Raw genomic sequence first — 24,484 nt, forward strand, 5'->3', positions numbered from 1 at the left:
GGCCGGCAAGGGCATAACCGCATAATGAGGATGAAACTACCCATGGCGTGCCGAAAACCTCGTGCCTCACGACGCGGCGTCGTCCTTCTGTTGGTGCTGGCTCTGCTGGCGGTTTTCGGCGTGGTGGTCCTGGCCTTCGTGGTGGTCACCGGCTTCGCGCGTCGCGGGGCCGAAACCGCCAAGTTGCACCAAGTTCAGTACGACCCGCCGGAGAAAACCGTGTACCAGGCCCTCATGCAGGTGGTACGGGGAAGCAACAACCCCGCCTCCGTCATCTGGTGCCACAGCCTGCTGGAGGACGTTTACGGCGACTCGGTGTTGGAGGGCAATCTGACGTTCGCGTCGCCGCCCTCGGGCACGGGGCAGATTTGGGCGGTCAATCCGTTGGCGGCAAGCAATCCGCAGCGCTGGGTGGGCGGTTTGTTGACCCTGGTCAACACCCCCTTGGCCGGCGAAACCGGACGTATCGTGGATTACGACGGCGCGAGCGGGCAGTGGTTGGTGTTTTCGGAAACCATTTCACCCGCCGCGATCGCCAACGTCTTGTCGCAGGGGTACACGATTCGGGCCGTGGTCAATCGGGATCCGTTCGGCGGGACGGGCGTGGGTTATGACGGTTCCGATACCCTGGCCGCGGCCGACGGCAATGGACTGCCCTTCGCGTTGCTCCCCAATCCCTCTCAAGGCGAGTTTTTGAACTATTGGGCCGGAGCGGATCGCGTGCCCGGCACGGCGGACGATCGCCCGCTGTCGGCCAACGAGGACTACGACGCCCCGGATTATCAAAATATGTTCCTGGCGATGGTGGTTCAGGACCCGGCCAACGGAAACGTGTTGGTTCCCGAACCCTCGTACCACCGCGTCGCTTTGACCGCGTACTGGTTTCAGCAGGCCGTCAACGATCGGGTTCCGAACATCAATTGGGGGGCGATCAGCGACCCGCAAGACCGTTTTCGGGCGTTGCTGCGTCCCGAGGATCCCACGCTGGCGTTGCCGCCGCCGCTCCAGGTGCAAATCGCTCGCTTCAAGCGGAAGTTCATCCTCCGTCCGCAGCGAGTGTTTCATCCCGACTTCGACGGCAGCAATCCCGACTACCTCGACGGTCCCGTCGCGGACTCGGATAGCAACGGCGTTCCGGATCGCTTCGTCGGCGAATTGAGCGGTCCCTGGGATGTGGATAATGACGGCGACGGCGTGCCCGACAGCATTTGGGTGGACGTAGGTCTTCCGGTGCGTACGCTCCCGGACGGTCGGCGATACAAGCCGTTGGCGGCGATTCTCTGCACGGACTTGGACGGTCGACTCAATTTGAATGCGCACGGTTCGCTCGTGCAGACGGACGAGCGGTACTACCAACGGGATACGGCGAATCTGGACGGCGTGCCGCAGGGCGTGCCTTGGTTGTTGGGAACCGGCGGCGACACGAGCGGCGACGCACTGCCCGACGGCGACATCACCCTTCCACCGACGAATCTCCCCGCCGGTCAGTTGGCCAGGGCCGAGGCGCGATGGGTTCGCGGCTTGGGCTTCGGTCCGGCCGAGATCAATCTGGGACCGTTGTTCCAGGTCTTGACGGGAACCAGCGGCGCAAGCCCGGCCTGGCGCGACGCCTACGCGCGAATCCTGATCGGGCAGGACGTTCCGCCGCCGACGGGGCCTTGGGCGGGACGTTACGGCGAACGCTTGCTGTGGCTGGCGCCCCCGCCTCCCTATCCGGCGGCAGGGATCACCGGCCAAATCTCGCCGCTGCTGGTGAACAAATACTTCATGTACCCCAACGACTGGCGACAGACGCTTTGGGCGCCGTTCGGCCCGGGCACGGCGACGGCCTACGGCAGTCCGCCCGACATGATGGGCGCTTTGGAAGTGGGGCTCGACTTGCGCGGCCGACCCATCTACATGCAACCGCAAGCCCTGTGGACGATGGCCGGTTTGGCCAACCCCTACAAGGTGGACCTGACCGCCAAGCGGAATCGGCACCGGGTGACGGCGGGCCAATCGGACGCCGTGGATGCCCCGTTTACGCCGGCGGAACTGGAGGCCGTTTTGCGGCCCTTCGACGCCGACGGCAAGAATTTGGCCCCGCGCCTGCGGCAATTGGTGCCGGACATCATTCGAGCGAGGCACCTGGTCACGACCGAAAGCTGGGATGTTCCCGCGCCGGGATTGGCCGGCAGCAGACGCTCACGAACCGCGTGGGGAAGCCAACTTCCGGAACACATTACGCAGCGTTTCAACGTAGTGAATCCGCAAGAGTGGCACGTTTTGTTTCCGCCCGACCTCTTTGCCGGTTTGCGGCTGGACCTCAATCGTCCGTTGGGTGACGGTCAAGATAACAATGCGGACAACGTCGTGGATGACGTCTCGGAGGCCTTTCCGGAACCCGGCCAAGACGCCTGGGCCTATCAGACCCAAACCGGACCGGGCCCCGCCGTGCCCTTCGACTATGACGGCAACGGCCAGCCTGGCAGCCTCGAAGATCCGCGGCAGGCTTATGCTCGACATTTGTACGTCTTGATGATGGCGGTGGCGGACCTCGATTACCTGGATACGTTGACCGGTGGGAGCAGACTCCAAACGGCACGGATGATCGCCCAATGGGCCGTCAACGTGGTGGATTTCCGCGATCGCGATTCCATCATGACCCGGTTCGCGTTCGACGAGAATCCGTTCGACGGTTGGAATCCGCCCAATGATTCCCAACACGTCGTTTGGGGTTGTGAGCGTCCGGAGTTGCTGATTAGCGAGACGTTGGCCTTCCACGACCGGCGGACGGAAGATCTGCCGGCCTACGGCTATGCGTACAATCCGCCGCAACCGCAGGACGGGGAGGATCAGAAAGGCGATCAAGTCCGCGATTTGGACCAGCGATATCGCCCGCAAGGGTCGTTGTTCGTGGAGTTGTATAACCCTTGGTTCGAAAATGAACCGCCCGCATCCGAGTTGGATACGGCGACCACGAGTCCGGCCAATCCGCCGGGAGTGGACTTGACCCGGACGACTCCCAACGGCGAACCCGTTTGGCGATTGGTGATCGCGCCGTCGGAACCCGATCCGAACGCGCCGGGGTTGCCGCGAGATCCGGATGATCCCGACCCCGGCAAGAGACCGGAGATCGAGCGAGCGGCCTACTTTGTTCCGCGCCCCGCAGCCGGATTCCCCGAGGAGGCGACGATCAAGGTCAGCTATTACCCCGGGCCGAATTACGCATCGGGCATCGGAAAGATTCTGCCCGGTCGCTACGCCGTGGTGGCACCGGCGGGGCAACCCACCGGCGATCGAACCTTCATCGGCTTCCAATTGGATCAGCCCGACCCCAACACGGACCGCTTCATCCAGGTCCAGCCGAATGCCGTTACCGTATCCAATAACACTTCGGCGGGCGGCGATGCCGTTCCGCCGGGCGTCAACCCGCCGGTGGGAATCCGAATGGACCGAGGATACGTCTCTCCCACCGTCGCTCTGCCGCCCGGTGTTCCCAACGACAAGGAAATGCGACTAAGCGTCTCGGAACCGGTGACGGGCTACGACGCCATCGAGATCAGTCAAGTCGACGAAATCGGCAACACGATTCAGTACAATTCGGCCACCGGGCGATACGAAGATCCGCCGGGGACGGTCCAAGTGATCGACAAACCGCTGGATGCGCAACGCAACGACTTGGATTCGACCCTGGGGCAGACGTGGAACGACCTTTTGGGGCGGAACGGCACGACCGCCAATTTCCGCGTGGTGTATCTCCAGCGACTCGCCAACCCGCTGTTGCCGTACGACCCGGTTCTGAACCCGTATCGCACCATCGACGCTGCCACCGTGGATTTGACGGCTTTCAACGGACGCGACACGGCGGAGGATTTGTCGGAAGACGGTTCGCAGGTGTTGTCGGAAGCGGACGTCATGTTCCACACCCGGCAGCGGGGCGAGCGGAACGACGACGTTCCCGATCCGAACAACGGAAATACGATCGACGACGCCAACCAATTTCGTATCTTGTGGAAGCAGGAACCCGGCCCGAAGATCGTCACCGACGATCCGGCCACGGCGGTAACGGGGCGATTCAATCGTCGTTTGAAGCACACGCTGAGCTATTTGAACGAGCGTTTCGGGATTCCTCGGCCCGGTCCGGCGCCGTACAACGGCGATGCGGTCCGTCCGACTCCTTGGTTGACGTGGCTCAATCGCCCGTTCACCAACCCTCTGGAACTGCTGCTGGTACCGGCTTTGCCGTCGTCGCGACTGCTGGCCTACGATGCGACGAACTACTACAAATACTATCGGGTGCCGTTCGACGGTACGAATCCGGAGACGGATCTCAACCCTTACTCGCCGAATCCGACGGCCGTTCCCCCGGATGCCGCCGTTGATGACGACCCATACCCGCATCTTTTGAACTTCTTCTGGTCCGTGGGGGCGGGAACGGGCAGCGCCGCCGCTCCGGAATTCCACCGCGTACTCGATTTCGTGCGGGTGCCTTCGCCGTTCGTGAACACGGAATTTCAGATGAATCCGCAGGCGGTAGGCACCTTGCCGTCCCGATTCCGACCGCCGTACCATGTGATCCCGGCATACCGCGAACCGGGCAAGCTGAACATCAACACGGTGTATTCCCCCGAGATCTGGCGGTCGTTGCTCAATCATCCGGCGGGCGTCTTTACGCAACCGAACTGGGCTGACGCCAACGATCCGCTAACGGCCTTCTGGCTCCAGTTTTTGGATAGCCGACGAGGATACTTGGTGAACGGCACGGCCTGGCTCAGTCGAATGTTGGAACTCAACCCCGACTATCCGACGCGGTTGGGAAACCCGTTCCGCAATTTCGGCGGTTTCAGTAATGTCCCGCCCACCACGCCCGTCGGCGGCAACAATCCCTCGCTGCAAGACATGATCGAGCGGGAAGTCAACGCCACGTTGTTGCGTCCGCAAGTACGCTACGACAATAATCGGCCGGAATTCACCAAGACGCCGCTCTTCCAGTCGCCGCCCACGGATCCCGAGGACCCGTCCGTGAACCGTGAATCGGAGTACTGCGACATCAACCGCAACCCGTTCTTCCGGTATCGCGACCTGATGCGGTTGGGGAACCTGGCAACCACGCGCTCCAACGTGTACGCCGTCTGGGTGACGATCGGCTACTTCGAGGTCGAGCCGATTACACAGGCGACCGTGCCGCCGGGTCTCACTCCGCAAGAGATCGCCGAGATCTATCCCGACGGCTATCGCTTGGGTCAGGAACTGGGCAGCGACTCGGGCGAGATCAAACGGCATCGCGGATTCTTCATCGTGGATCGTTCGCTGCCGGTGGGCTTCAAGCGAGGCCGCGATCTCAACGTCGATAAGGCCATCCTCATCAAGCGGATCCTGGAATAGCGAAGACGAGATTCCGTCGTAATCGCACGGCGGGCCTCGCGAGGGATTCCTTGCGAGGTCCGCTCGCTTTCTCTGAGCCGATGCCCGGGGAATCGCCGACCCCACCGCCCGCATGCGGAGGCCTTTCGAGGCTTCACAGGCAGACGCTGCGCTGTTAGCATGGGTTGGCGACGTTTCGAAGATCGATTTGCGAGCTACCTTGGGGAGGAGGCATCATGATGCGACGCGCGATTGCGGTACTGATTGTTCTTGGTTCCAGTAGCTGGGCGTTTGGCGTCTCGACCGCGGAAGGCGAATCGCTTTTTCCGGGCGAACGGGGTAAGCGATTGGATCTGGCGTGCCGCGAGGACATTTGGGATCGGGAACCGCAAGGCTTTCTGCAACAGTTTGTTCGCGTGCCGCGCGATCAAGTGGTAGCCTTCGCGCTGTACACGCACGATCACGGCGTGCTGAAGATGTCCGCCCAACTCTTCCCGCTGCGACCTGACGAACCGCGCGAGGTGCGATTGGAGTTGCTCAAGGACGGCGAATGGCGGGAGGTCGCGAAGGCGCCCGTCATCTATCCCGGTTGGTCGGCACAATTTCGTTTGGAGCCTTGGGATTCCAGCGTTTCGGTGCCGTATCGCGTCCGGCACGGCGAGTCCGCCGTTTTCGAGGGGCTGATTCGCCGCGATCCCATCGACAAGAATGAAATCGTCGTGGCGTCGCTTTCGTGCACATCCAATCAGGACCGCGGCGATCGTGAGCCGATGGTCTCCAATCTGAAACGGCAGGATCCCGACCTGTTGTTTTTCGCGGGAGATCAAAGTTACGACCACACGGAGCACACGGCCTCGTGGCTGCTGTGGGGTACGCAGTTCCGCGAGATCATCCGAGATCGACCCGTGGTAACCATCCCGGACGATCACGACATCGGCCAAGGCAACCTTTGGGGCGAAGGGGGAATCGAGGCGGATTCGGCGGCGGGGGACTCGGGCGGCTACTTCTATCCGCCCGAATACATTCGCATGGTGGAACGCTGCCAGACTTGGCACCTCCCCGATCCCGCCGATCCTCGCCCTATTGCCCGGGGAATCGGCGTGTATTTCACGCGACTTCGAGTGGGCGGCGTCGATTTCGCGATCCTGGAGGATCGCAAGTTCAAGTCCGGTCCCAAGGGCAAGATTCCGCAAATGGGCCCTCGGCCCGACCACATCGTCGATCCTTCCTACGATCCGAAAGCGATCGACTTGCCGGGCTTGCAACTGCTGGGCGAGCGGCAACTGGCGTTCCTCGACGGTTGGTCCCAGGATTGGACGGGCGCCGAGATCAAGGCCGTGCTGTCGCAGACCGCTTTTTGCGGCGCCGTCCACTTGCACGGTTCACGCGATAACCGCTTGATTGCCGACTTGGACTGCAACGGATGGCCGCAGAGCGGAAGAAACGCCGCGCTGACGGCGATTCGCAGGGCTTCCGCCTGCCATTTGTGCGGCGATCAGCATCTATCGGTCGTGGTGCAGCACGGTATCGAGACTTTCCGCGACGGTCCTTTCGGTTTCACAAGCCCGGCTATCGTCAACAGCTATTACGCGCGATGGTGGGAGCCGGCCGATCACAAGCCGGGCGGCAATCCCATCCCCAATAGTCCGCTGCCGTACACGGGCGACTATTTGGACGGACTTGGCAACCACATCACGATGCTGGCCTACGCGAATCCCGAGTTCGACCGCATCCAAGACATGAAGGCCGAGCAACGCAATCCCCAGGCCAAGCTGGCCGACGGGTACGGCTTGATTCGTTTCAACAAACGCTCGCGGACGATTCGGTTCGAGTGTTGGCCCCGCTATGCCGACCTCTCGCAGGGCGACGCCGCACAGTTCGCCGGTTGGCCCATCACCATTCGCGTGGAGGACAACGACGGGCGGAAACCCTCCGGCTATCTGCCGCTGAAATTCGTCAATGTTTCCCGTCCCGTGGTACAAGTGGTGCGAGAGAGCGACGGAGAGGTCCTTTACACGCGGCGCGTGACGGAGAACCCGTACCGAGCGCCGGTGTTCGGCCAGGGGACGTTCACGGTGAAGGTCGGGCGGGATCGACCGGACGGCTGGATCGTGCGGGGCGTCGCCGCCGTCGATGCCGACACCGCGTCGGCAACCATCGAAGCGGCACTACCGTAACCCTGCTCCGCACGGTGCCATGATTCGGCCGTGACGATCGTCGCACCATCGGTTCGCGGCGCAGGCGGTCATCCCGCGGTATCGCACCGATCAATCGGAGATTGCACGCCGCGCGGCGGCGGATCGCCTTGGTTCAGCGTCCCGGCCAGGGATAGTCGTCCTTGCCTGCGCTTGCCTCGACCATCCCCGGCGGGAGCGTCTTTTGCCAGGCGATGGCCTTTTCCGCCAAACGCTCCACGACATCCGGGTGCCGGTCAGCGAGATTATCCCGTTCCCGTGGATCGCGAGGGATGTCGTATAGTTCCACCCGAGACCGATCGGGATTCAGCAGCAACTTCCAATCTCCTTCCCGAATCGCCAACATGGGCGAGCGATTCCAAGGATGATTGAAGATGCGGAATCGCCACTCCCAGAACAGCGGTTGGGAGCGCGTCGTTTCCTCGCCGCGCCAAGCTGTCGCCATGCTTTGCCCGCGAATCCCGTCGCGGATTTCCGGTGCGATCTCGGCTCCCGCCAATTCGCAGACGGTCGGCAGGAAATCCACGCCGCAAATCACGGAACGATCATCGACGCGTCCGGCGGGAACGGTGGGACCACGGACGATTAACGGTACGCGGATGCCGCCCTCGTACAGACTTCGCTTACGCCCGCGCAAGGGGCCTGCACTTCCGTAGGCCGACCAGGCGGCGTTGCTGATGTCGATGTCCTCCGGACCGTTATCGGACGAGAAGACGACGATCGTCCGATCCTCGAGTCCCAGTTCTTTTAGCTTTCGCATTAGACGCCCGACTTGGCGATCCATTTCGACCACCGTCGCGGCGTACACCATGAAGGGGCTGGCGAAACCCTCCGGCGTCGTCCGCCGAAAAGGAGCCATTTGCTCCGCGCTGGGCGCCAGCGGGGCATGCGGATCGTTGAACCAGATCTGGCAGTAAAAGGGTTCGGACTGATGGGCTTCGATCTCGGCCATGGCGGCGTCGATCAACTCTCGGCTTGCTTGGGGACGCTCTTCGATGCTCCAAAGATTACGGTCGCCTTCCCGGCAGTCGATCCACCTCGCCACGTCGAACCCGTAGAGGGAAAGACCCTCCGGTGCATCGATCGGTCGTCCCAAATGCCACTTGCCGACGTGGATGGTCTTATATCCTGCCTGCCGCAAGAGTCGCGGCAGCGTAGGCACCGCCGGGTCGAGATAGTCCGGCATGTCCCGACTCGCGTTTTGTTGAGGCGTAGCCAGGTGCCCGTGGATTCGCAACTCGGCCGGGTATTTACCGGTCATGAGAGCAGCGCGGGTAGGGGAGCACACCGATCCCGCCTGATAGTAATGCGTGAAAAGCGTCCCCTCCGCGGCCAATCGATCGAGATTGGGAGTCCGGAACTGCCGATTTCCGTAGCAGCTCAAATCACCCCAGCCCAGGTCATCGGCCAGGATGAACACGACGTTCAGTCGTGTGCCTGCCGCCTGAACGGATTCCACCGCCGGGGATGGAGTTGCGAAGGCCGCAAATCCGCCCAGCATAGAAAGCAGCATCACCGAGATCCATCGAGTTTTCATACCGATTGCCTCTCCCTTCTACCGAAGATTTGACAACGTTTGGTTTACGAAATCGCCGTCTCCCATTTTCCGCCCGTAAAGTCGGGAAATTCCACGGGCACGCCGCCTTGTGCCAAGGACATTTCGGAGAGCGGTATCACGGCGCTCCACGCGGCCGCCCCGATCGCCGCAGCGTTCGTCGATAAAAACCTGCGACGCGCGACTTGAGAATCCATGACTCACATCCTGGGTGGACTCCACTTATGAAGATCATCGAATGAAGCATTGCCGAAGGACGCCCGCCCGGCGCGGGCAAGACGACGGAAGCGGCCTCAAGGTTGCGCGTTCGGATCGTAGTCCGGATTGGCGGTGGGCAATTGGGCGCCCACTGCGGTCCGCCACGACTCCAGCTTGGATTTCAGTTCCCGGGCCTTCTCGGGCATGTTGTCGGCCAGGTTACTGCCTTCTTCGGGATCGTCTCGGAGATTGTACAATTCCACGTGTTCGTCCTCGAAGAATTGCACAAGCTTCCAATCGCCGTCGCGGACCGCGCTGTACGGCGTGGCGCCGCCGGGGTGATAGTGCGGGTAATGCCAGAACAGCGGCGACCGCCGCGGCGCCGCCGGATCCTGGAGCATCGGCACGATGCTTTCCCCGTCGCAGATATGGTCCGGCGCGTCCGGTACGCCGGTCATTTCCAGGATCGTGGGATAGAGATCGTTGCTGATGACGGGGGTGTCGCTCACGCTGCCGGGGCGAGTTACGCCCGGCCAGTGCACGATTAGCGGCACGCGGACGCCGCCCTCGTAGGCCGAGCCTTTGCCCGCTCGCAGGCCGATGTTGTGCGTAACCGGTTTTCGCTTGCAGGCGGGCAGCGTCAAACCGCCGTTATCCGACGTGAATATGACGATCGTTCGTTCCGCCAGCCCCAGGCGTTCCAAGGCATCCGTGACGCGGCCTACGGCCTCGTCCATGCTGTGAATCATGGCGGCGTAGACCGGGCACTGCTGACCGTCCAAATCGTCGCCGCGGGCAGTCGCCTCGTCCAGTTTTCGCTGATACCGGTCGATCAACTCCGGTTTGGCTTGCAACGGCGTATGAACCGCATAATGCGCGAAGTACATAAAAAACGGGCGATCGCGGTGGGCCTCGATCAGGCGAACCGCCTCCGCGGCCAAACGGTCGGTGAGATACTCCCCTTCTCGACCGCCCTCCAATGGAACGCGGCGTTCGCCCGTGCCGTAGGGAAAGAAATAGCTTCCGGGCTGCCCCATGAACGTCCCGCCGAGGTTGACGTCGAAGCCTTGGTGCTGCGGATAGTAGGGAGAGTCGCCCAAATGCCACTTGCCGATGTGGATCGTGGCGTAGCCCGCCGCTTGCAGACGCTCCGCGATCGTCGTCTCCTCCAGCGGCAGGTACATCGTCCAGTCGGGAATGCGGAGCTTGGCCTTGGGACGGACGTGGCCCTTGATCCAGTCGGTGACGTGCAGGCGGGCCGGGTATTTGCCGGTCATCAGCGCCGCCCGAGTGGGAGAGCAGACGGTGCAAGCCGAGTAACCGGCGGTAAAACGCATCCCCTGTTTTGCCAGGCGATCGATGTTCGGCGTCTCGTAGAACCGGCTGCCCGCGTAACTCACGTCCGTGGCGCCGAGGTCGTCGATGAGGATCAGAATGACGTTCAGGGGGCGCGACGGGGGCGAGGGTTCCGCGCCCGCGGATCGGGCTGAGTCGGCGACGACGCCGCAAACCATCGCGAAGACAACGATTGCGAACCGGGAACGGATGAGCGGCATAGCGCGATTCCTGGAAAAGGAGACAAAGGCGTTGACGCGGCGTGTCGCCGAGGCCGACCAAACGCGAAAGGCTTTGAGGCTCTTTCGCGAACGGGTCGTGACGACGCCGACAACTTCCCGAAAGCGTTTCCCAGAATAGTCGCTCAGCGTTGGTCGGGCAACCGCCAATCGACGATTTCGAGTTGAACGCTGACTCGCCCGTTGTATTCGTTGATCTTGGGACGAAACGCAACGTCCAACGAACGGCCCAGCACCAGATCTTCGATTCGCTCCGCCGCCCCGAAGGCCACGCCGCGCAACTTGGCGGCGTGTTGCCGCAAGGAGAGCGAAACGTGTCGGGCATCCTTGCCTACCACACGCTTCTCCTCCACCTCGACGTTTTCGCAGCACATAAGAGGCCGCGGATTGCCCATACCGAAAGGAGCCAACCGTTCCAGTTCCCGCACCACGTCCAGCGTGAAGACGCTGAGGGGGAATTCCGTATCGATTTGCAATTCGGGCGGGTGCCGCGAGACGTCGAAGTTCTCGCGGACGTACTCGCAGAATTCGTGCCGGAAGGCTTCGATCTGAGATTCGTCGATGGTCAGGCCTGCCGCCAATGCGTGACCGCCGTAGCGCCGCAGCCGATGGCCGCACGCCGAAAGGGCCTGGTAGAGATTCAAGCCGGGAACGCTTCGAGCGGACCCTACGCCCTCGCCCGCTCCCGTCTTGCTCAGGGCGATCAGCACGGTCGGGCGATGATACTTCTCGGTCAACCGACCGGCGACGATGCCGATCACCCCCTGGTGCCAGTCGGGATCCGCCAGGACGAAGGCCGGGGCTTGATCCGGATCGAATCGCTCCTTAAGCTGTTTGACCGCCTTGAGGTAGATGCTCTGTTCGATCGATTTTCGGCGGCGGTTCATCTCGTCGATGTACTGGGCGAGTTCCGCGCCTCGGTCCGGGCGATCGGTCAGCAGCAGTTCGACGGCTAAGGCGGCCTGTCCCAGCCGCCCCACGGCGTTCAGTCGCGGCGCGAGTTGGAAGGCCAACCATTCGCTATCGGTCTTGGAGTTGCCGGATTGCGAAAGTTCGATCAGGCGGCGGAGTCCGGGGGCGGTCGCTTGCGGCAGGCTTCGCGTGCAACCGTAATGCACCAAGATGCGGTTCTCGTCCACGAGGGGAACGACGTCGGCCACCGTGCCGATCGCCGCCCAACCGACCGCCTCCACTAAGAACTGCTTGAGGGCGGGGGAGGCTCGCTCGCCGTTGCCGGAGCGTTTGGCCAAGGCCCAGGCCAGCTTGAAGGCCGTTCCCGCTCCGCTCAGGGCGTCGAACGGGGCAGTACGGTCGCGCAGTCGCGGGTGGACGATCGCCGCGACCCGGGGCAAGGATTCCCCCGGTTGGTGGTGATCGGAGATGATCAACCGCAGTCCCAATTCTTCGGCCGCCGCCGCTTCCGCGATTCCCGAGATGCCGCAGTCCACGGTGACCACGGTTTGCACGCCGGATTGGGCCAAGTCCCGAAGCGTGTCCGCGTGCAGGCCGTAACCGTCGTCCAATCGACTGGGGATATGGTACCCGACATTCGCGCCGAGCAGTTTGAGACACTTGCAGAGAATTGCGGTCGCGGTGATGCCGTCGGCGTCGTAATCGCCGTAGACGACGATCCGCCGCCCCGCCGCGATGTCATCGCAAAGCATGGCCGCCGCTTCGTCACAGCCCGGAAGGGTCTCCGGCGGATGAAGGGCTTGCAATTGCGGATCGAGAAACCGCCGCGCAGAATCGGCGTCGTGCAGGCCGCGATTGACGAGAATCTGTGCCACGACCGCCGAGATTCCCAATTCCCGGGCGACCGCGGCAATCAACTCGCGCCGGTGAGGCGCAATCCGCCACAACCTCTTCATGCCTCGACGCCTCGTTCAACGGACCGTGACCGGATCACGCCGAGCCGATGGATCGAGCTTACTTCTTCTTTTCGACATGGACGGTGTGGCGTCGAAGCCGCGGACAATACTTCTTCAGTCGCAGCTTCTCGCCTCCCGGCTTGCGCCGAAGCGCATAATTCATGTCGCCGGTTTCCTCACAAACCAGGAAAACCGTCTCCGCTTTCTTCTTTTTGCCGCCTTTGGCCATGTTCGCGATCCTTGAAAACGTCCCGCCGGGTTGCAATACCGCTCGTTCCGGGAAAAGATCTATTGTATCCGACGGCGCGATCTTGCAAACGGGGAGCTTTTGCTGCCGGATTTCCTCGCGTTGCCGCCGGCAAGTCCGGAATGCGCCACCGTCCCGAAGCCGACGGCGGCACTTCCCCCGATCGTTAGGATGACATGAAGCCATGCGTTTTTGCCCGACTGTATCCGCCGTCTTGATGCTTGCACTTTCAACGATGATGCCACAATCCTTAATCGGTAGTCAAAGTGATGCACCTGTCTCGCTTAAAGATCGCTACTCCGGCAAAGAAGGTCCGTACGAGGTCCGTTCGCTCCTGATAAACTGGGAAGACAGAGCGAGATCGAGAATTATTCCGGTCAAGGTATATTTCCCGGATGACGTGGCGGGAAAACTCCCGGTCATCTTGTTTTCCCACGGATTGGGGGGATCTCGGCAAGGTTATGCCTTTCTCGGACGGAATTGGGCGAGCCACGGGTACGTCTCCGTCCACATTCAGCACTCCGGAAGCGATGATTCGGTTTGGCGGGGGAGTCCCGCGTCCGAGATCATGGATCGGCTCCGCGAAGCGTCTCGCAATCCCCGTGCTGCGCAGGATCGCTACCAAGACGTCAAATTCGCATTGGATCAGCTTACCGAGTTGCATCGATCTGCGAAGTTGGACGGCGAACCAAATCCTCTTGCCGGGCGGTTGGATCTCGATCGCATCGGCATGGCGGGGCACTCGTTCGGCGCCTTGACGACCTTGGCCGCGGTCGGCCAATTGGTGGGAATGCCTCGGGCCGATCATTCCGACCCGCGCATTCGGGCAGCCATTCCCATGAGTGCGCCGGTGCCCGCGTGGCGACTCAATCTCGATCAAGACTATGCCGCCATTCGCGTCCCCTTGATGCACATGACGGGGACGCTGGACGATAGTCCGATCGGCGGGACGCGGGCGGCGGATCGTCGCATTCCTTTTGACCGCATCGAGCACGCCGAGCAATTCCTCATCATCTTCCGCGGCGGCGATCATATGATCTTCGGCGGTCGCAGCGGCATGCTGGGACGACTTTCGGAACGCTCGAAGGACGCCGAATTCCATCGTTTGATCCTGGCGGCAAGTCTGGCGTTTTGGGACGCCTACTTGCGAGAAGACGCCGAGGCCCGTCGATGGTTGACCGAGGGCGGACTGAAGGATTGCCTGGGCGACCTCGCCACGCTGGAAAGAAAGTCGCCCGCTTTGCCTGCAAAGTAAGTGGGACGCGAAGCCTTGCTGCGAGACGGGATTGCTGGGCGGTTTGGGCGCCGGGCGGCTTTTTTCTCACCTCTTTGCCGCCCACAATGAACGCATGCGCCCGACGCCCCCGTTTCCCCCTCTCAACACCTTCGCGACCGCCCCGGCTCCCCTTCGAATCTTGATCGTGGGGGCGGGTTTCGAATTGGCTCTGGGACTGCTGGCGTGGTCCGTCGGGTTTCTCGTGGGAAGGGACCCTTTTTCCCGCTGGCGTTGGACTTGGCAGGGGCTTGCGTGGGGCGGCGCCGCCGTCGTTCCCATGTTGGCGATGGCGGGCATGGCGTTGCAGGCCCGGGGCAAACCCTGGCAGGAACTCCGCGACTTTTTGGACGACGTGATTGCCCCCCTGTTTCTCCGCTGTCGCGCGTGGCATCTCTTGGCCCTTTCCGTGGCGGCGGGTTGGGGCGAGGAATTGCTGTTTCGCGGCCTATTGCAGCAGGGGTTGACTCACGTTCTTACCGCTTGGGGTTTGCCCTCGACCGCGGCGAGTGCCGCCGCCCTGCTCGTTGCCGCTCTGCTCTTCGGCCTTGCCCATCCGCTGACTCGGCTATATGTCGTCGGGGCGACCGTGTTGGGGGCTTATTTGGGCCTCTGTTTCGAGTTGAGCGGAAATCTGCTTGTGCCTGCGGTCGCGCATGCGGGATACGATTTCCTCGTGCTGGCATTCTTGGTGCGTCGCGCGAGAGTCCGAGAGACTCTTCGGCAGGCGGCGGGGCTTCGCCCGAACGGAACGTCGTCGCACCCGATCGGCGGTCAGGACTCCGCGGCCACGGTCTCGACCTCCGGAGATTCCACGTGAACGGTCCGTTCGCGGACGTGGATGTTGGCAGGGACGACCGGCGTCGGCCCGCGTCCATAGTCGGAATAGGTGCGGTTTCCGCCCGCTTTTTTGGCTTCCGCCAAGGCCCCTCGTAGGCGTTCGAAGAACGTGTGCGAGGTATCGTCGCCGGTCAATTCGGTGACGGCGGCGGCGATCGTGAGCTGAACCGATTGTCCCTGGTATTCGAAGGTCGCCGTTTCCACCGATTGCCGGATCTTCTCCACCAGTTGAGTCCAGCCTCGGGCATCCATTTCGCTGCTCAGCAGCAGGAATCCGGCGACCCCGACTCGCGCAAAGACCACCTCTTGACGCGGAATCTCGCGAATGAAACCGGCGAGGCTCGCCGCGATCTCATCCACCGCCGGATGTCCGAGGCGGTCATTCCAATCGCGGATGCGGTCGGCATCCAAGTGGGCGGCAAGCAAGGGACGACGCTGTCGGCCGAACGCCTGCCACCACGGGGCAAGGTGCATTTGCAAACCCAACGGCGTCAAGTATTCCGTGCCTTCATCGGTGCGTGGACCGGGGACGGTGGCCAATGCCATGTCTTCGCACACGGCGCGTGCGGCGTAAGCCGCTTGCATACGATCCCGCAGTCGATACGACGCGCACAGCAGGCGATTTAGAAGGACTCGCAATTGGCGCCGCGTTGCCCCCGGCTCGCCGCGAGCGTCCAGCAGCGAAAGCTCTTTGGCCGCGGTCTGCATCTCGGCGACGGCGGCGTCCCAGTCGGCCCAAAGCTCCTCGTGAACCAGGGCGACGTCGGGCGGCGGAGAGTCCTCCCTCCGAAACTGCTCGCGGAGGGCGGACAATTCGTCTAAGTATTTTTGCCCCAGTTGCAGAATGCGATTCCAGTGATCGGCCACTTCGGCGGTGCTCGCCGTCTCCGCTCGTCGCAACTCCTCATCCAGATCGACCAGGCTGGTTTCCCAGGCTGCGTTGCGTCTCAGGGCCGTTGCCAGAAATTCGATATCCCGGCAGGTGGTCTCGGGCGATTCACTCTCTTGGTCGTTCACCGTCTGTGGGGCTTCGTCTTCGAGGTCGTCCATTGGTGGCGATTGCTCGGACGAAGACGCTTCCGTACCGCCGTCGGCCGAAGGCCCCTCCGGCGAAGCCTGCTCCAAGAACCCCGGCGGCACGGCGGTGGTCGCAATGTCCGCAGCGAACGCCGCCCAATTGTCCGCCGCAACCTCGCCTTCGGGCGGCGGTTCGTTTTCGATGTTGGGGTCGGTTTCCGTTCGCCCGGAATCGGAGGTCGAAGAATCCGAATCCGACAATCCCAGCGATTTTCGCAATTCTGCGAGGTCGGCGGGGGCTTCTTCGTCCGGGTCGTCGGTCGGATTGCCGGGCGAAGAGAAGGGCGTGGCTTCCGTTTCCGGAGGTGCCTCGCGTCGGTCTGCTTTGGCCCGGCTTGGTCCGCCGCGAGCGTTTTTGGTCTCCCGGGCTTGTTCCTCGGCCTCCGCCGCCTGCATAAGCTCAATTTGACGACGGAGGTACATCGCGGTGGCGACGCCCAACAGGAGGTTCAGCGTGGTTACCACGATGAAGAACAGCCACACCATGACCAACCTTCTTCCTGCCCGATTGGCCGGGTCGAAGCACCCCGGACCGTTATTTCAACAAGGTCGTATCCCGATCCCCTGATGATCGAGTCGCCCGCCGCTTTGGCCCTGCGCAAGTCTAGCTTATTCGCTACTCGGGGTTTCGCCGTCGCTTGCCTGTCACGGCCCAAAGCCAACGGTGAGCGTGTCCTCCGCGGATATTCTTCAGAGCGAGACGGGTATCACTTCGATGGAGGGGCGGTCGTCGCCCAACGGGAGAGTCGTCGTCGTTTCCGCTTTTGCACATGATTGCGATGCGGCTTGCGGAATCGGAGATGGACGCTCCGGAACGTTCCCGCCGCATTTCGCCGCGTAGATCCGCAAGATCAGGTCTTCGTACCCCCGCACCGTTCGCTCGATGGAGGCCCGCTGCGTCACCCGCTGATGGCCCGCCATTCCCATCACGCGAGCCAGGTGCGGGTTGCGAAGCAGTTCCAGGCAGCGATCGGCCAGCATCTCGGCGTCTCCCGGCGGCACCAAGAAACCGTGCACGCCGTCGACGACGTTTTCGGGTATGGAACCGACCTGTGTGGCGACTACGGGCTTGCCGCAGGCCATGGCCTCCAAGATCGAGAGCGGGTTCGCCTCCATGTGCGAACTCAGCACCGCCACGTCCGCACACGACAGGAGGTCGGGTACGTCGCTCCGCGTTCCCAAGAACCGAACGATGCCCGGCGGCAGCAACGTCGCACTCAATCTTTCCAAGGCTTCACGGCGGGGTCCGTCGCCGATGATCCAAAAGCGAGCGGCGCGATCCTGAGCGAAGACGCGGACGGCGGCGCGGAGGAATAGCTCGTGGTTCTTCTCGGGACGCAATGCCGCTACGATCGCCGCGACGTGATCGCCATCCTCGGCGCCCAGGGATCGACGCAATTGCCGATCGGGCGGCATCGGGCGGAATCGCAGGGTATCCACGCCGTTGGCGACGACTTCGACCCGGGACCGAGGACAACCTTCGTGTTCCGCCAGGTATTGCGCGTGACTTTCGGCGACCGCGATGAACGCGTCGGTAATGGGCGCCAACAGGCGATTCAAGAACTCGACGCGGTCGGGCAAGCCGGTGGAATGGAGCGCCGACGCGATGACGGGAACTCCCGCCAAATAGGCCGCCAACCGACCCCAGAACATCTTGTCCCCGCCCGTCCCCACGGTAATGACGGCGTCGATCCGGCGCTGCCGCATCAGCCGAGTCAATCGCGGCAGAACGCGAAAGTCGTACTTGTGGGCCAAGAGACCGGAGAAGGTCGGCACCTCTTGGCCAAGCACCTCCCCGAGCGGTCCCCGGTATTTCAGGCAACACAATTCCGGTGCGAACAACCGGCGGTCCAATCGCCGCACGATTTCCACCAGCAGGGTCTCGGCGCCTCCCACGGGCATGCACGTAATGACGAACATCACGCGGAGCGATCCGCGACTTCCCAGCGGTGCGTGGCCGCGACGAAGCCGAAACAGGCCTCGCGAGGCACGGGACGGTTCCGGATGGATGCCGGACATACTTTTCCTTTCGTGACAGGTGGGCGCCGTGCTTCCGGTACTCTCGACCGATTCGGGATGGGCTTGCGAACTCTGGGGCGAATCGGCCTCGACGCCTCGATCAAGTGTTGGGGCGGGCTTGCAGGCGTCGTCCCGATGGAAGGCGCCGTCCGCGGCCTTGGACTCCCCTGAATCTTCGCGACGATCCGAGCCGAGCATCGGTCGCCCGATGCCGAGACGCGCGAGGTAGTCGGCAATGATCCGCTTCTCCTCCGGGCTGAAGAGCGTGCGACCGCGCCATGCCCAGGCGACCGAAACGGCCAGCGCCGCCGACAACGGCAGCGGACCCGCCAAGGCGAATAGAGGCAGCGCGAAAACGAGGGCGATTCCGCGGTCGAACTGCCAGCCCAGACGTCGGCAAACGGCGGCCAGGAGCAAAAGTGCGGTCAGATTGGCCGCCGCGGTGGCGACCACGGCGCCGAACAAGCCGAAGGCCGGCAGCAAGACGGCGTTCAAGGCCACGTTGACGGCCAGTCCCGCCGCCAAAGCCGCGCCGGCGAGGGATGCCTTCTCCCAGCAGATCAAATAGTTCTGCAAAATGACGAACATCGCGTACCAGAGGCAATAGGTGATGGTAAGAGGCAGAATCTCGAGTCCCCCCGGATACTTGCCGGCGAAGAGGACTCCGAACACCCACGGCGCTACCGCCAGCAAAAGGGCCGAGCCTAGGCAGAGCAATCCTGCGAATAATTTCAGGAGCAATCGCAATTGCAAGCCCACGGCCTGGCGGTTGCCCGATTCCCACTCGCGACTCAAATGGGGGACTGCGATCGCGGCGGTCATGGCGGCCAGCGAGACCATCAAGGTGGGAACCAAGCGCGCGGCGTGATAGTCGCCCAAGCGGGCCAGCGCCGCCGCAGGGCCTTCCGGCAATAGGTGCAAAACCATGTAGCGGTCGGCGGTCTCGAATAGATTCGAGACGGTCGAGGCCGCCCAAATGGAGACGCTGAAGAGCAGAATCTTGGACCAAAACTCGCGATGTCCCAGCGGCGTCGCCGAGGTTGCGTCGGCGAAGGGGTTGCCCCGCAGTCCCCACAAGGTCGCCGCAGCGGCGGTGAGGGCGCAGGCCGCTCCGTAGGCGAGCATGACGCTAAGGGCCGTATTTTTCCAGGCCAAGAGCAGGCCCACGGCGATCCCCGCAAAAAGCAAACTGTTCGCCAGTTGCAAACCGGCGATCCAGGCGGTGCGTCGCAGGGCCGTCATCAGTTCGTACATGAAGTTGAACGCCGCGACGGCCAACAAGACTCCGGCCAAGAGACGGACGGTACCCGCCTGGGCGGGATCATTGAACAGCAGGCGGGCCAGCGGGTTGGCGGCCACGAATACGACCGCCGTTCCCAAAACGGCCAGGATCGCGTAAGCCGTCGCCGTTCGTCGAATGAAGGTCCGCAGGCGTCCTCGTTGGCGATAGTGCTCCACGTACCTCCCGAGAGAACCGGCCAGCGCCAGGACGATCAGGGGCCCCGCCGTCATCAGGAAGCCGAAGGAAGCGTCCCACAGTCCCAATTCTTCCGGGTCCAAGCGGCGACAAAACCACGCCGCCCGAACGAATCCCACCGCCCGCTGAAGCACGGCGGCGGCCATCACGATCATCACGCTGCCCGCCAAGGAATTCCAAACGCCGCGAAGCGCATCCGAAGATGCGGACGGCGAGTTTTCCGCGGCCTTTCGCGGCGCGGAATAAGGGGCGGCGGTGTGGTCGGCGGTGCTCATGGAAGGATTGAACACAAGGCTATGAGTGAACGGTGACGTCGCAGGAAGACGCCGAACCGTTGGCGGACGTCTCGAGACCGAAAGGTGACGCGGCGGGTTCCTCGAGCGGACAGGAGACGGGCAGCGCCGTCCGTTCGATCGCCGACGCATCCGTCACATTGGCGGGCGCTCCCGGATGTGGAGGTTCCAGCGCGTTTATCGGTGAGAACCGCTCGGACAATCTCATCAGACGCAGGTCCACCGTGACCCGATTGACCATGCGAACCCACGGGTCGTCGCCGTGAAAGCGGCGAAGCAGGAAGCCTTCGCACCTCGGCACGTTGTAACCGCCGTGGGCCGTACATACGGCGACATAGCCGCACCGCCGGGCGGCGGCGATCGCCGTCGGGGGAGAATTCTCGGGCCGTCCGAAGGGGAAAGCGAAACGCACCACGGGGGCCGCAGTGATGTCTTCCAAAGCACGCCGCGAATCGGTCAATTGCCGCTGCGTTTCGTCCGCGCTCAGGGCGCCGAAGTCGCAATGGCTCCATGCGTGGGAACCGATCTCCACGCCCGATGCAGCCAAGTCGCGAACCTGAGCGGGCGTGTGCGGCAGGGGAGCGACGCCGAAGAGGGCGTCATGCTCGAAGGCCTTACCGCGGAGCACGTTCTCCGCCGTGACGAAGTAGGTGCAGGGAACGGCGTGCTCGATAAGCAGCGGCAGGGCCTCTCGCAGGTTGTCTTCATAGCCGTCGTCGAACGTGACCGCCACGGCGGGCCGATTACCGAAATTGCCGGCGACAAGACGCGCCTGCGCCTCTTGGAGCGATATCAAATCGGCATGCTCCAAAAGCCAATTCATTTGACGACGAAAGGCTCGCGGATGCGTGGTCCAAGGCGTCGCGCGGTCTTCATGAACGCGGTGGTAGAACAAGATGGTAATCGGCGCCGTTCCGGAGAACGCCCACCGTCTCAGTCGCCGCTTGCGCATCGGAAGCGTGGCCCAATAGTAGGCCGCCAAAGCCAACATTCTCCACTGTTCTCGCATGGCTGGTGCTTTCGTGAGTACGCCTTTCCTTGGAGTTCGGACTTCGCGCGGCCCACGTCATTCCGGCGGAAGCGGAGTCCCGTCCGAGTCGCCCGGCGCCGAAGCGGCGCGCGGGGCGTCATCGCCGTCGGGCACTGGACTCGAGTCGCGCGAAGTCCGTCTTTCCGCGAGTTGCCGCGCGAATTTGCGTGCCGACTTGGCCCATTGCCACAAGCGGAGTCGCAATCGCGGAACGACACGGGGGGCGGCAATCCGCCACTCGCCCATCGGTCGCGGTTGTGCTCCCAAATACGCCTTGTACGGTTCGTCGCCGCGACAGAAATCGTAGTGTCGGCATCCCCGACGAATGGCGTCTTCGATACACAGCAGGTTTCCCAAGTTGCCCGGCGACAGGTGCTTCCACTGGGGATCCATGCCGGACTGGTAGGTGTAAAGCGTGCCGTCCGCAAGGAATTGATATTCCGCGACGATCGGGCGGCCTTCCCATTCCAGCCACACCATGTTCAGTCGGTCTTGGGCCAGGATGTCGCGGGCGAAACGTAGGTGAAATTTGCGAAAACGTTCGGACGCAAAACAACCGGGCTGTCCGCGACTATTCCACAGGGCCTGGTGCAATCGCTCGAAAACGGCGAATCCCTCGCGCAGCTCGTCTTGAGATGCGACGCGGTGCAATCTCAGGCGGGGATCGTGAAAATACTGCCGTTCAAGACGGCGAAACCGTCGCCGGGCATTGGCGGACAGGCCGGCCAGGTAGTCGGGCCAGTCTTGGGGAAGGTCAATCCGCCATCCGCTGGGTGCAGGCCGATGGTCCACCAGGCAGCCCGCCTGTCGCAAGGTTTCCACGAGGTATCGGACGGTCGGTTCCGAAACCTCCACGCCGGTCAGTTCCAGCACGTCCCATTGAGGACACGGCGAATCCGCGAGGCGGAAGCCCGATTCGCGAAATAGGCCGTCCTGCGAGGCCGCATGGTCCACCGGCAACCGCCTCCCGAGCAAATACTCGGCGAATCGCCGGGCGGTCGCGGCCTCGTCACCGGGTCGGCAGAGAAGCCCCAAGTAATCGCCGCATACTTCATGCTCTCCCAGAAAACGCACCAAACGCCCCCAAAGCGGATGGCGATGGAGGTACCAAGGCGCCAGGGCGCGGACTTGGTCGTGATCGTCCAGCCAAACCAGGATGCACAACTCCAGGGACCGACTGCGCGGCGATTCCCGCCCGTACACGTCCCACCAATGCAAGTTCCACGCTCGACTTCGAAAGGGATGATTTCCGGCAAGTGCGTCCCAAGCTGGGGCGAAGCGTTCGGCCTCGCCGCGCGATCGCACATGCACGATCCGGCCACGACCGCCTTGGGAAACGCCGGGCGGTGCCTCGATCTCGGGAGCCTCCAAGACGATGTTCATATTGCTTCCACCGATTGCCGCGGAAAACAAAAAAGGAAGGTGAGCCTGCGCGCGGCGACTTGATCGCGGCGCCTCGCGGATTCCTTGAAAATTTTGGGTTACGCGGTCGCTAATGCAAGTTTGAGATGAGAATATTGCGGACCGGAGCGGAGCGGTATTTCGCGCGCAGGATGCTTCGGCGTCAAAGTCGATGCGATCACTCCATCTAATCCATCCGCGGCCGCGCGGAAATCGTCGTACTTTGTCGCGTGTCGTGTCGTGAGTGAGCTAGGTTTTGGAAGACCGAGTCCGAGTTTTCGGCGGCGGATCGTGTTTCTCAAGGCGTGTTGTTTCAGGATTGCATGCATGGAATCATCGTCGATCACTTCCACGAGTTCCTTGTCGTCTGAGCGCGTCGATTGGGCCGCGGGATGCGGCGTCGGTGGACCCTCATCGGCTTCGCAAGGGCAACCGAATAGCGGATTTTGGCAATTGGCGCGTCGACGTCCCGCCTTATGGTTGGTTCCGGCGGCAATGGTGTGGGCGGCGACGGTGGTCTACGTCGTGGTCCGACCGACCGAGTGGGAGGCCGTGCAGACCGTCAACGTGCGAGCGCAGGAGGCCGCTTCGGAAGGGGACGCGCGGTGGTTGGACGGCGATCAGCGGAAGTCGCTTCAGGAAACGCTGCTGGAACTGTTCCGATCCCGGGCGGTCCTGGAGGCGACCTTGCGTGAAGTGGATCGCCCCGCCGGAGCGAAAACAGCGGACGCGGCGAAGGAAACCATCGATCCACGACGTATCGAGCGGTTGCGTCGCGTAATCAAGGTGACGCCGCCGGAAGGAGCCGACCTCGGTTCGTCCGACATCCTTTGTCTGCACGTGAGAGATAGCGACAAGACTCGCGCCGTGAAACTGGCCGAGGTCCTTTGTCGCCAAGCCGATTTGAAGTGGCGGTCATTACGGCGGGAAAGGTCGACCGCCGCCGCGGCGGAATGGGATGAAGCGGTCCGCGCAGCGGAATCCGAACTTCAGCGAGTCAACGACCGATTGGCCGCCGTGGAGACGGATTTGGGGGCGAGGTTACCGGAACTAAGGGCCTGGGCGACGGGTTCCGGCGGCGATACGCCCTTGACGAAGCGGCTTTCCGACTTGAATGCGGAGTTGCGAGCCGCGGAGACCGAACTTGCGGATACGGAGACCTTGCTGAGCGACGTTCGCTCCGCCGTGACGGATTCCTCGCGACTCTTGGACGCCGCCAACGCCTTGATCAAGCGAGAGCCGAGCATCGAACAGTGGAAGACAGCCTGGGTGGAGGCTCAAGTCCGATTGGCCGATGCCAGGGGGCGAATGACGGACCGGCACCCCGAGGTCGTCGCCGCCGCGTCGGCGGAGCGTGAAATTCACGGTCGATTGGTCGAGGAGCTTTCCGCCTTCGTCTCGATCTTGGAAGGCGAGCGAGACGATCTCCGTGCAAAACGGGACCTCTTGCAGGCCCGCATCGCGGGGGTCAACGAAGAGATTCGCGAATTGGCGGCGCAGCGCGTGGCCTACACGAATCTTTTGAGCGAGCGCGAGCAGCGGTTGGCCGTGTTGCAGAACGCGCGGCAACGAATGGAGCATGCCCGACTGGCGGCGGAGGCCGTCACATCGACGCAACTCTTGATCCCCATCGAGGGTGCCGAAACCGGCTTGGATCCGGTTGGTCCGGGGCGTGCCGCCATCCTGGCTGCCGGTTTGGTCGCGGGCCTAGTGTTCGGATTCGGCGTACTGGCATGGTGCGTCCCGAGTCCCGGCGCGGTGGAAGACGCGACTTGCCCGGCAACATTCGTGAAGCCGATCGCTTCGCAGTCCATGCCGTCCGTCGCAAAGCGGCGAAGCGCCGAGGCGACGGTGGAGGAAGCCGACTCGGTTTCACCGTGCATGACGCCCGTTGTTTCGGAAAGCGTGCCGTCGAAGACGCCCGTCGAGACGCATTCACAAACCCAGTCGGAACCTTCCGAGACCCGGCAGGCCGTGCTGGCGATTTGGACCGCTTCGGACGGTCCTCTTCCGACCGGCAAGGGCGACGGGACCGTCAGCTTCAGCGGGGCCTTGCTCAGCGCGGCGGCGGAGCAGTCCACGACTCGTTGA

The 24,484-nt window shown here is 62.9% G+C and carries 15 protein-coding genes; 5 read left to right on the forward strand and 10 right to left on the reverse strand.

Features of this window, described 5'->3' with window-relative positions:
• Nucleotides 1-42: 42 nt before the first annotated feature.
• Nucleotides 43-5,367: a hypothetical protein gene (locus ACYQ6J_RS17415; protein ID WP_460185470.1), complete on the forward strand. Its 5,325-nt coding sequence runs from the start codon at nt 43-45 to the stop codon at nt 5,365-5,367.
• Nucleotides 5,368-5,582: 215 nt separating this feature from the next.
• Complete coding sequence (locus ACYQ6J_RS17420) at nt 5,583-7,523, forward strand: metallophosphoesterase family protein (RefSeq protein ID WP_460185471.1); 1,941 nt, start codon at nt 5,583-5,585, stop codon at nt 7,521-7,523.
• Between the two features lie 133 nt (nt 7,524-7,656).
• Here ACYQ6J_RS17420 and ACYQ6J_RS17425 read toward each other — a convergent pair whose 3' ends face one another.
• The 5 genes from ACYQ6J_RS17425 to rpmG all read right to left on the reverse strand — a co-directional run bounded on the left by ACYQ6J_RS17425 (nt 7,657) and on the right by rpmG (nt 12,965).
• Nucleotides 7,657-9,078, reverse strand: a complete 1,422-nt coding sequence (locus ACYQ6J_RS17425; RefSeq protein ID WP_460185472.1) for a sulfatase family protein — start codon at nt 9,076-9,078, stop codon at nt 7,657-7,659.
• 44 nt (nt 9,079-9,122) lie between these two features.
• Nucleotides 9,123-9,293 carry a hypothetical protein gene (locus ACYQ6J_RS17430; RefSeq protein ID WP_460185473.1) on the reverse strand — a complete coding sequence of 57 codons (171 nt, stop codon included), beginning with the start codon at nt 9,291-9,293 and terminating at the stop codon, nt 9,123-9,125.
• A 96-nt stretch (nt 9,294-9,389) separates the two neighbouring features.
• Nucleotides 9,390-10,850: a sulfatase gene (locus tag ACYQ6J_RS17435; protein WP_460185474.1), complete on the reverse strand. Its 1,461-nt coding sequence runs from the start codon at nt 10,848-10,850 to the stop codon at nt 9,390-9,392.
• 143 nt (nt 10,851-10,993) lie between these two features.
• Nucleotides 10,994-12,736, reverse strand: coding sequence for a single-stranded-DNA-specific exonuclease RecJ (gene recJ / locus ACYQ6J_RS17440; protein WP_460185475.1), 1,743 nt, complete (start codon nt 12,734-12,736; stop codon nt 10,994-10,996).
• Between the two features lie 58 nt (nt 12,737-12,794).
• Nucleotides 12,795-12,965, reverse strand: a complete 171-nt coding sequence (rpmG, locus tag ACYQ6J_RS17445) for a 50S ribosomal protein L33 (RefSeq protein WP_460185476.1) — start codon at nt 12,963-12,965, stop codon at nt 12,795-12,797.
• Between the two features lie 418 nt (nt 12,966-13,383).
• Between rpmG and ACYQ6J_RS17450 the strand changes: the two genes are divergently transcribed.
• Both ACYQ6J_RS17450 and ACYQ6J_RS17455 read left to right on the forward strand, forming a co-directional pair.
• On the forward strand, nt 13,384-14,238 hold the full coding sequence (locus ACYQ6J_RS17450) for an alpha/beta hydrolase family protein (protein WP_460185477.1): 855 nt from the start codon (nt 13,384-13,386) through the stop codon (nt 14,236-14,238).
• A 31-nt stretch (nt 14,239-14,269) separates the two neighbouring features.
• On the forward strand, nt 14,270-15,076 hold the full coding sequence (locus ACYQ6J_RS17455) for a CPBP family intramembrane glutamic endopeptidase (protein WP_460185478.1): 807 nt from the start codon (nt 14,270-14,272) through the stop codon (nt 15,074-15,076).
• Here ACYQ6J_RS17455 and ACYQ6J_RS17460 read toward each other — a convergent pair.
• The 5 genes from ACYQ6J_RS17460 to ACYQ6J_RS17480 form a co-directional block, all read right to left on the reverse strand.
• On the reverse strand, nt 15,031-16,659 hold the full coding sequence (locus ACYQ6J_RS17460) for a GGDEF domain-containing protein (protein WP_460185479.1): 1,629 nt from the start codon (nt 16,657-16,659) through the stop codon (nt 15,031-15,033). The genes ACYQ6J_RS17455 and ACYQ6J_RS17460 overlap by 46 nt on opposite strands.
• A 204-nt stretch (nt 16,660-16,863) precedes the next feature.
• Entirely contained in the window at nt 16,864-19,944 is a 3,081-nt protein-coding gene (locus tag ACYQ6J_RS17465; RefSeq protein WP_460185480.1) for a glycosyltransferase, read from the reverse strand.
• Nucleotides 19,945-19,963: 19 nt separating this feature from the next.
• Nucleotides 19,964-20,971, reverse strand: a complete 1,008-nt coding sequence (locus tag ACYQ6J_RS17470) for a polysaccharide deacetylase family protein (RefSeq protein WP_460185481.1) — start codon at nt 20,969-20,971, stop codon at nt 19,964-19,966.
• 57 nt (nt 20,972-21,028) lie between these two features.
• On the reverse strand, nt 21,029-22,375 hold the full coding sequence (locus ACYQ6J_RS17475) for a GNAT family N-acetyltransferase (RefSeq protein WP_460185482.1): 1,347 nt from the start codon (nt 22,373-22,375) through the stop codon (nt 21,029-21,031).
• Between the two features lie 98 nt (nt 22,376-22,473).
• The gene (locus ACYQ6J_RS17480; RefSeq protein ID WP_460185483.1) at nt 22,474-22,746 is read right to left on the reverse strand and encodes a hypothetical protein; all 273 of its coding nucleotides are present in this window, start codon (nt 22,744-22,746) and stop codon (nt 22,474-22,476) included.
• A 100-nt stretch (nt 22,747-22,846) separates the two neighbouring features.
• Between ACYQ6J_RS17480 and ACYQ6J_RS17485 the strand changes: the two genes are divergently transcribed.
• Nucleotides 22,847-24,484, forward strand: coding sequence for a GumC family protein (locus tag ACYQ6J_RS17485; protein ID WP_460185484.1), 1,638 nt, complete (start codon nt 22,847-22,849; stop codon nt 24,482-24,484).

Source organism: Thermopirellula anaerolimosa, from assembly GCF_054657335.1.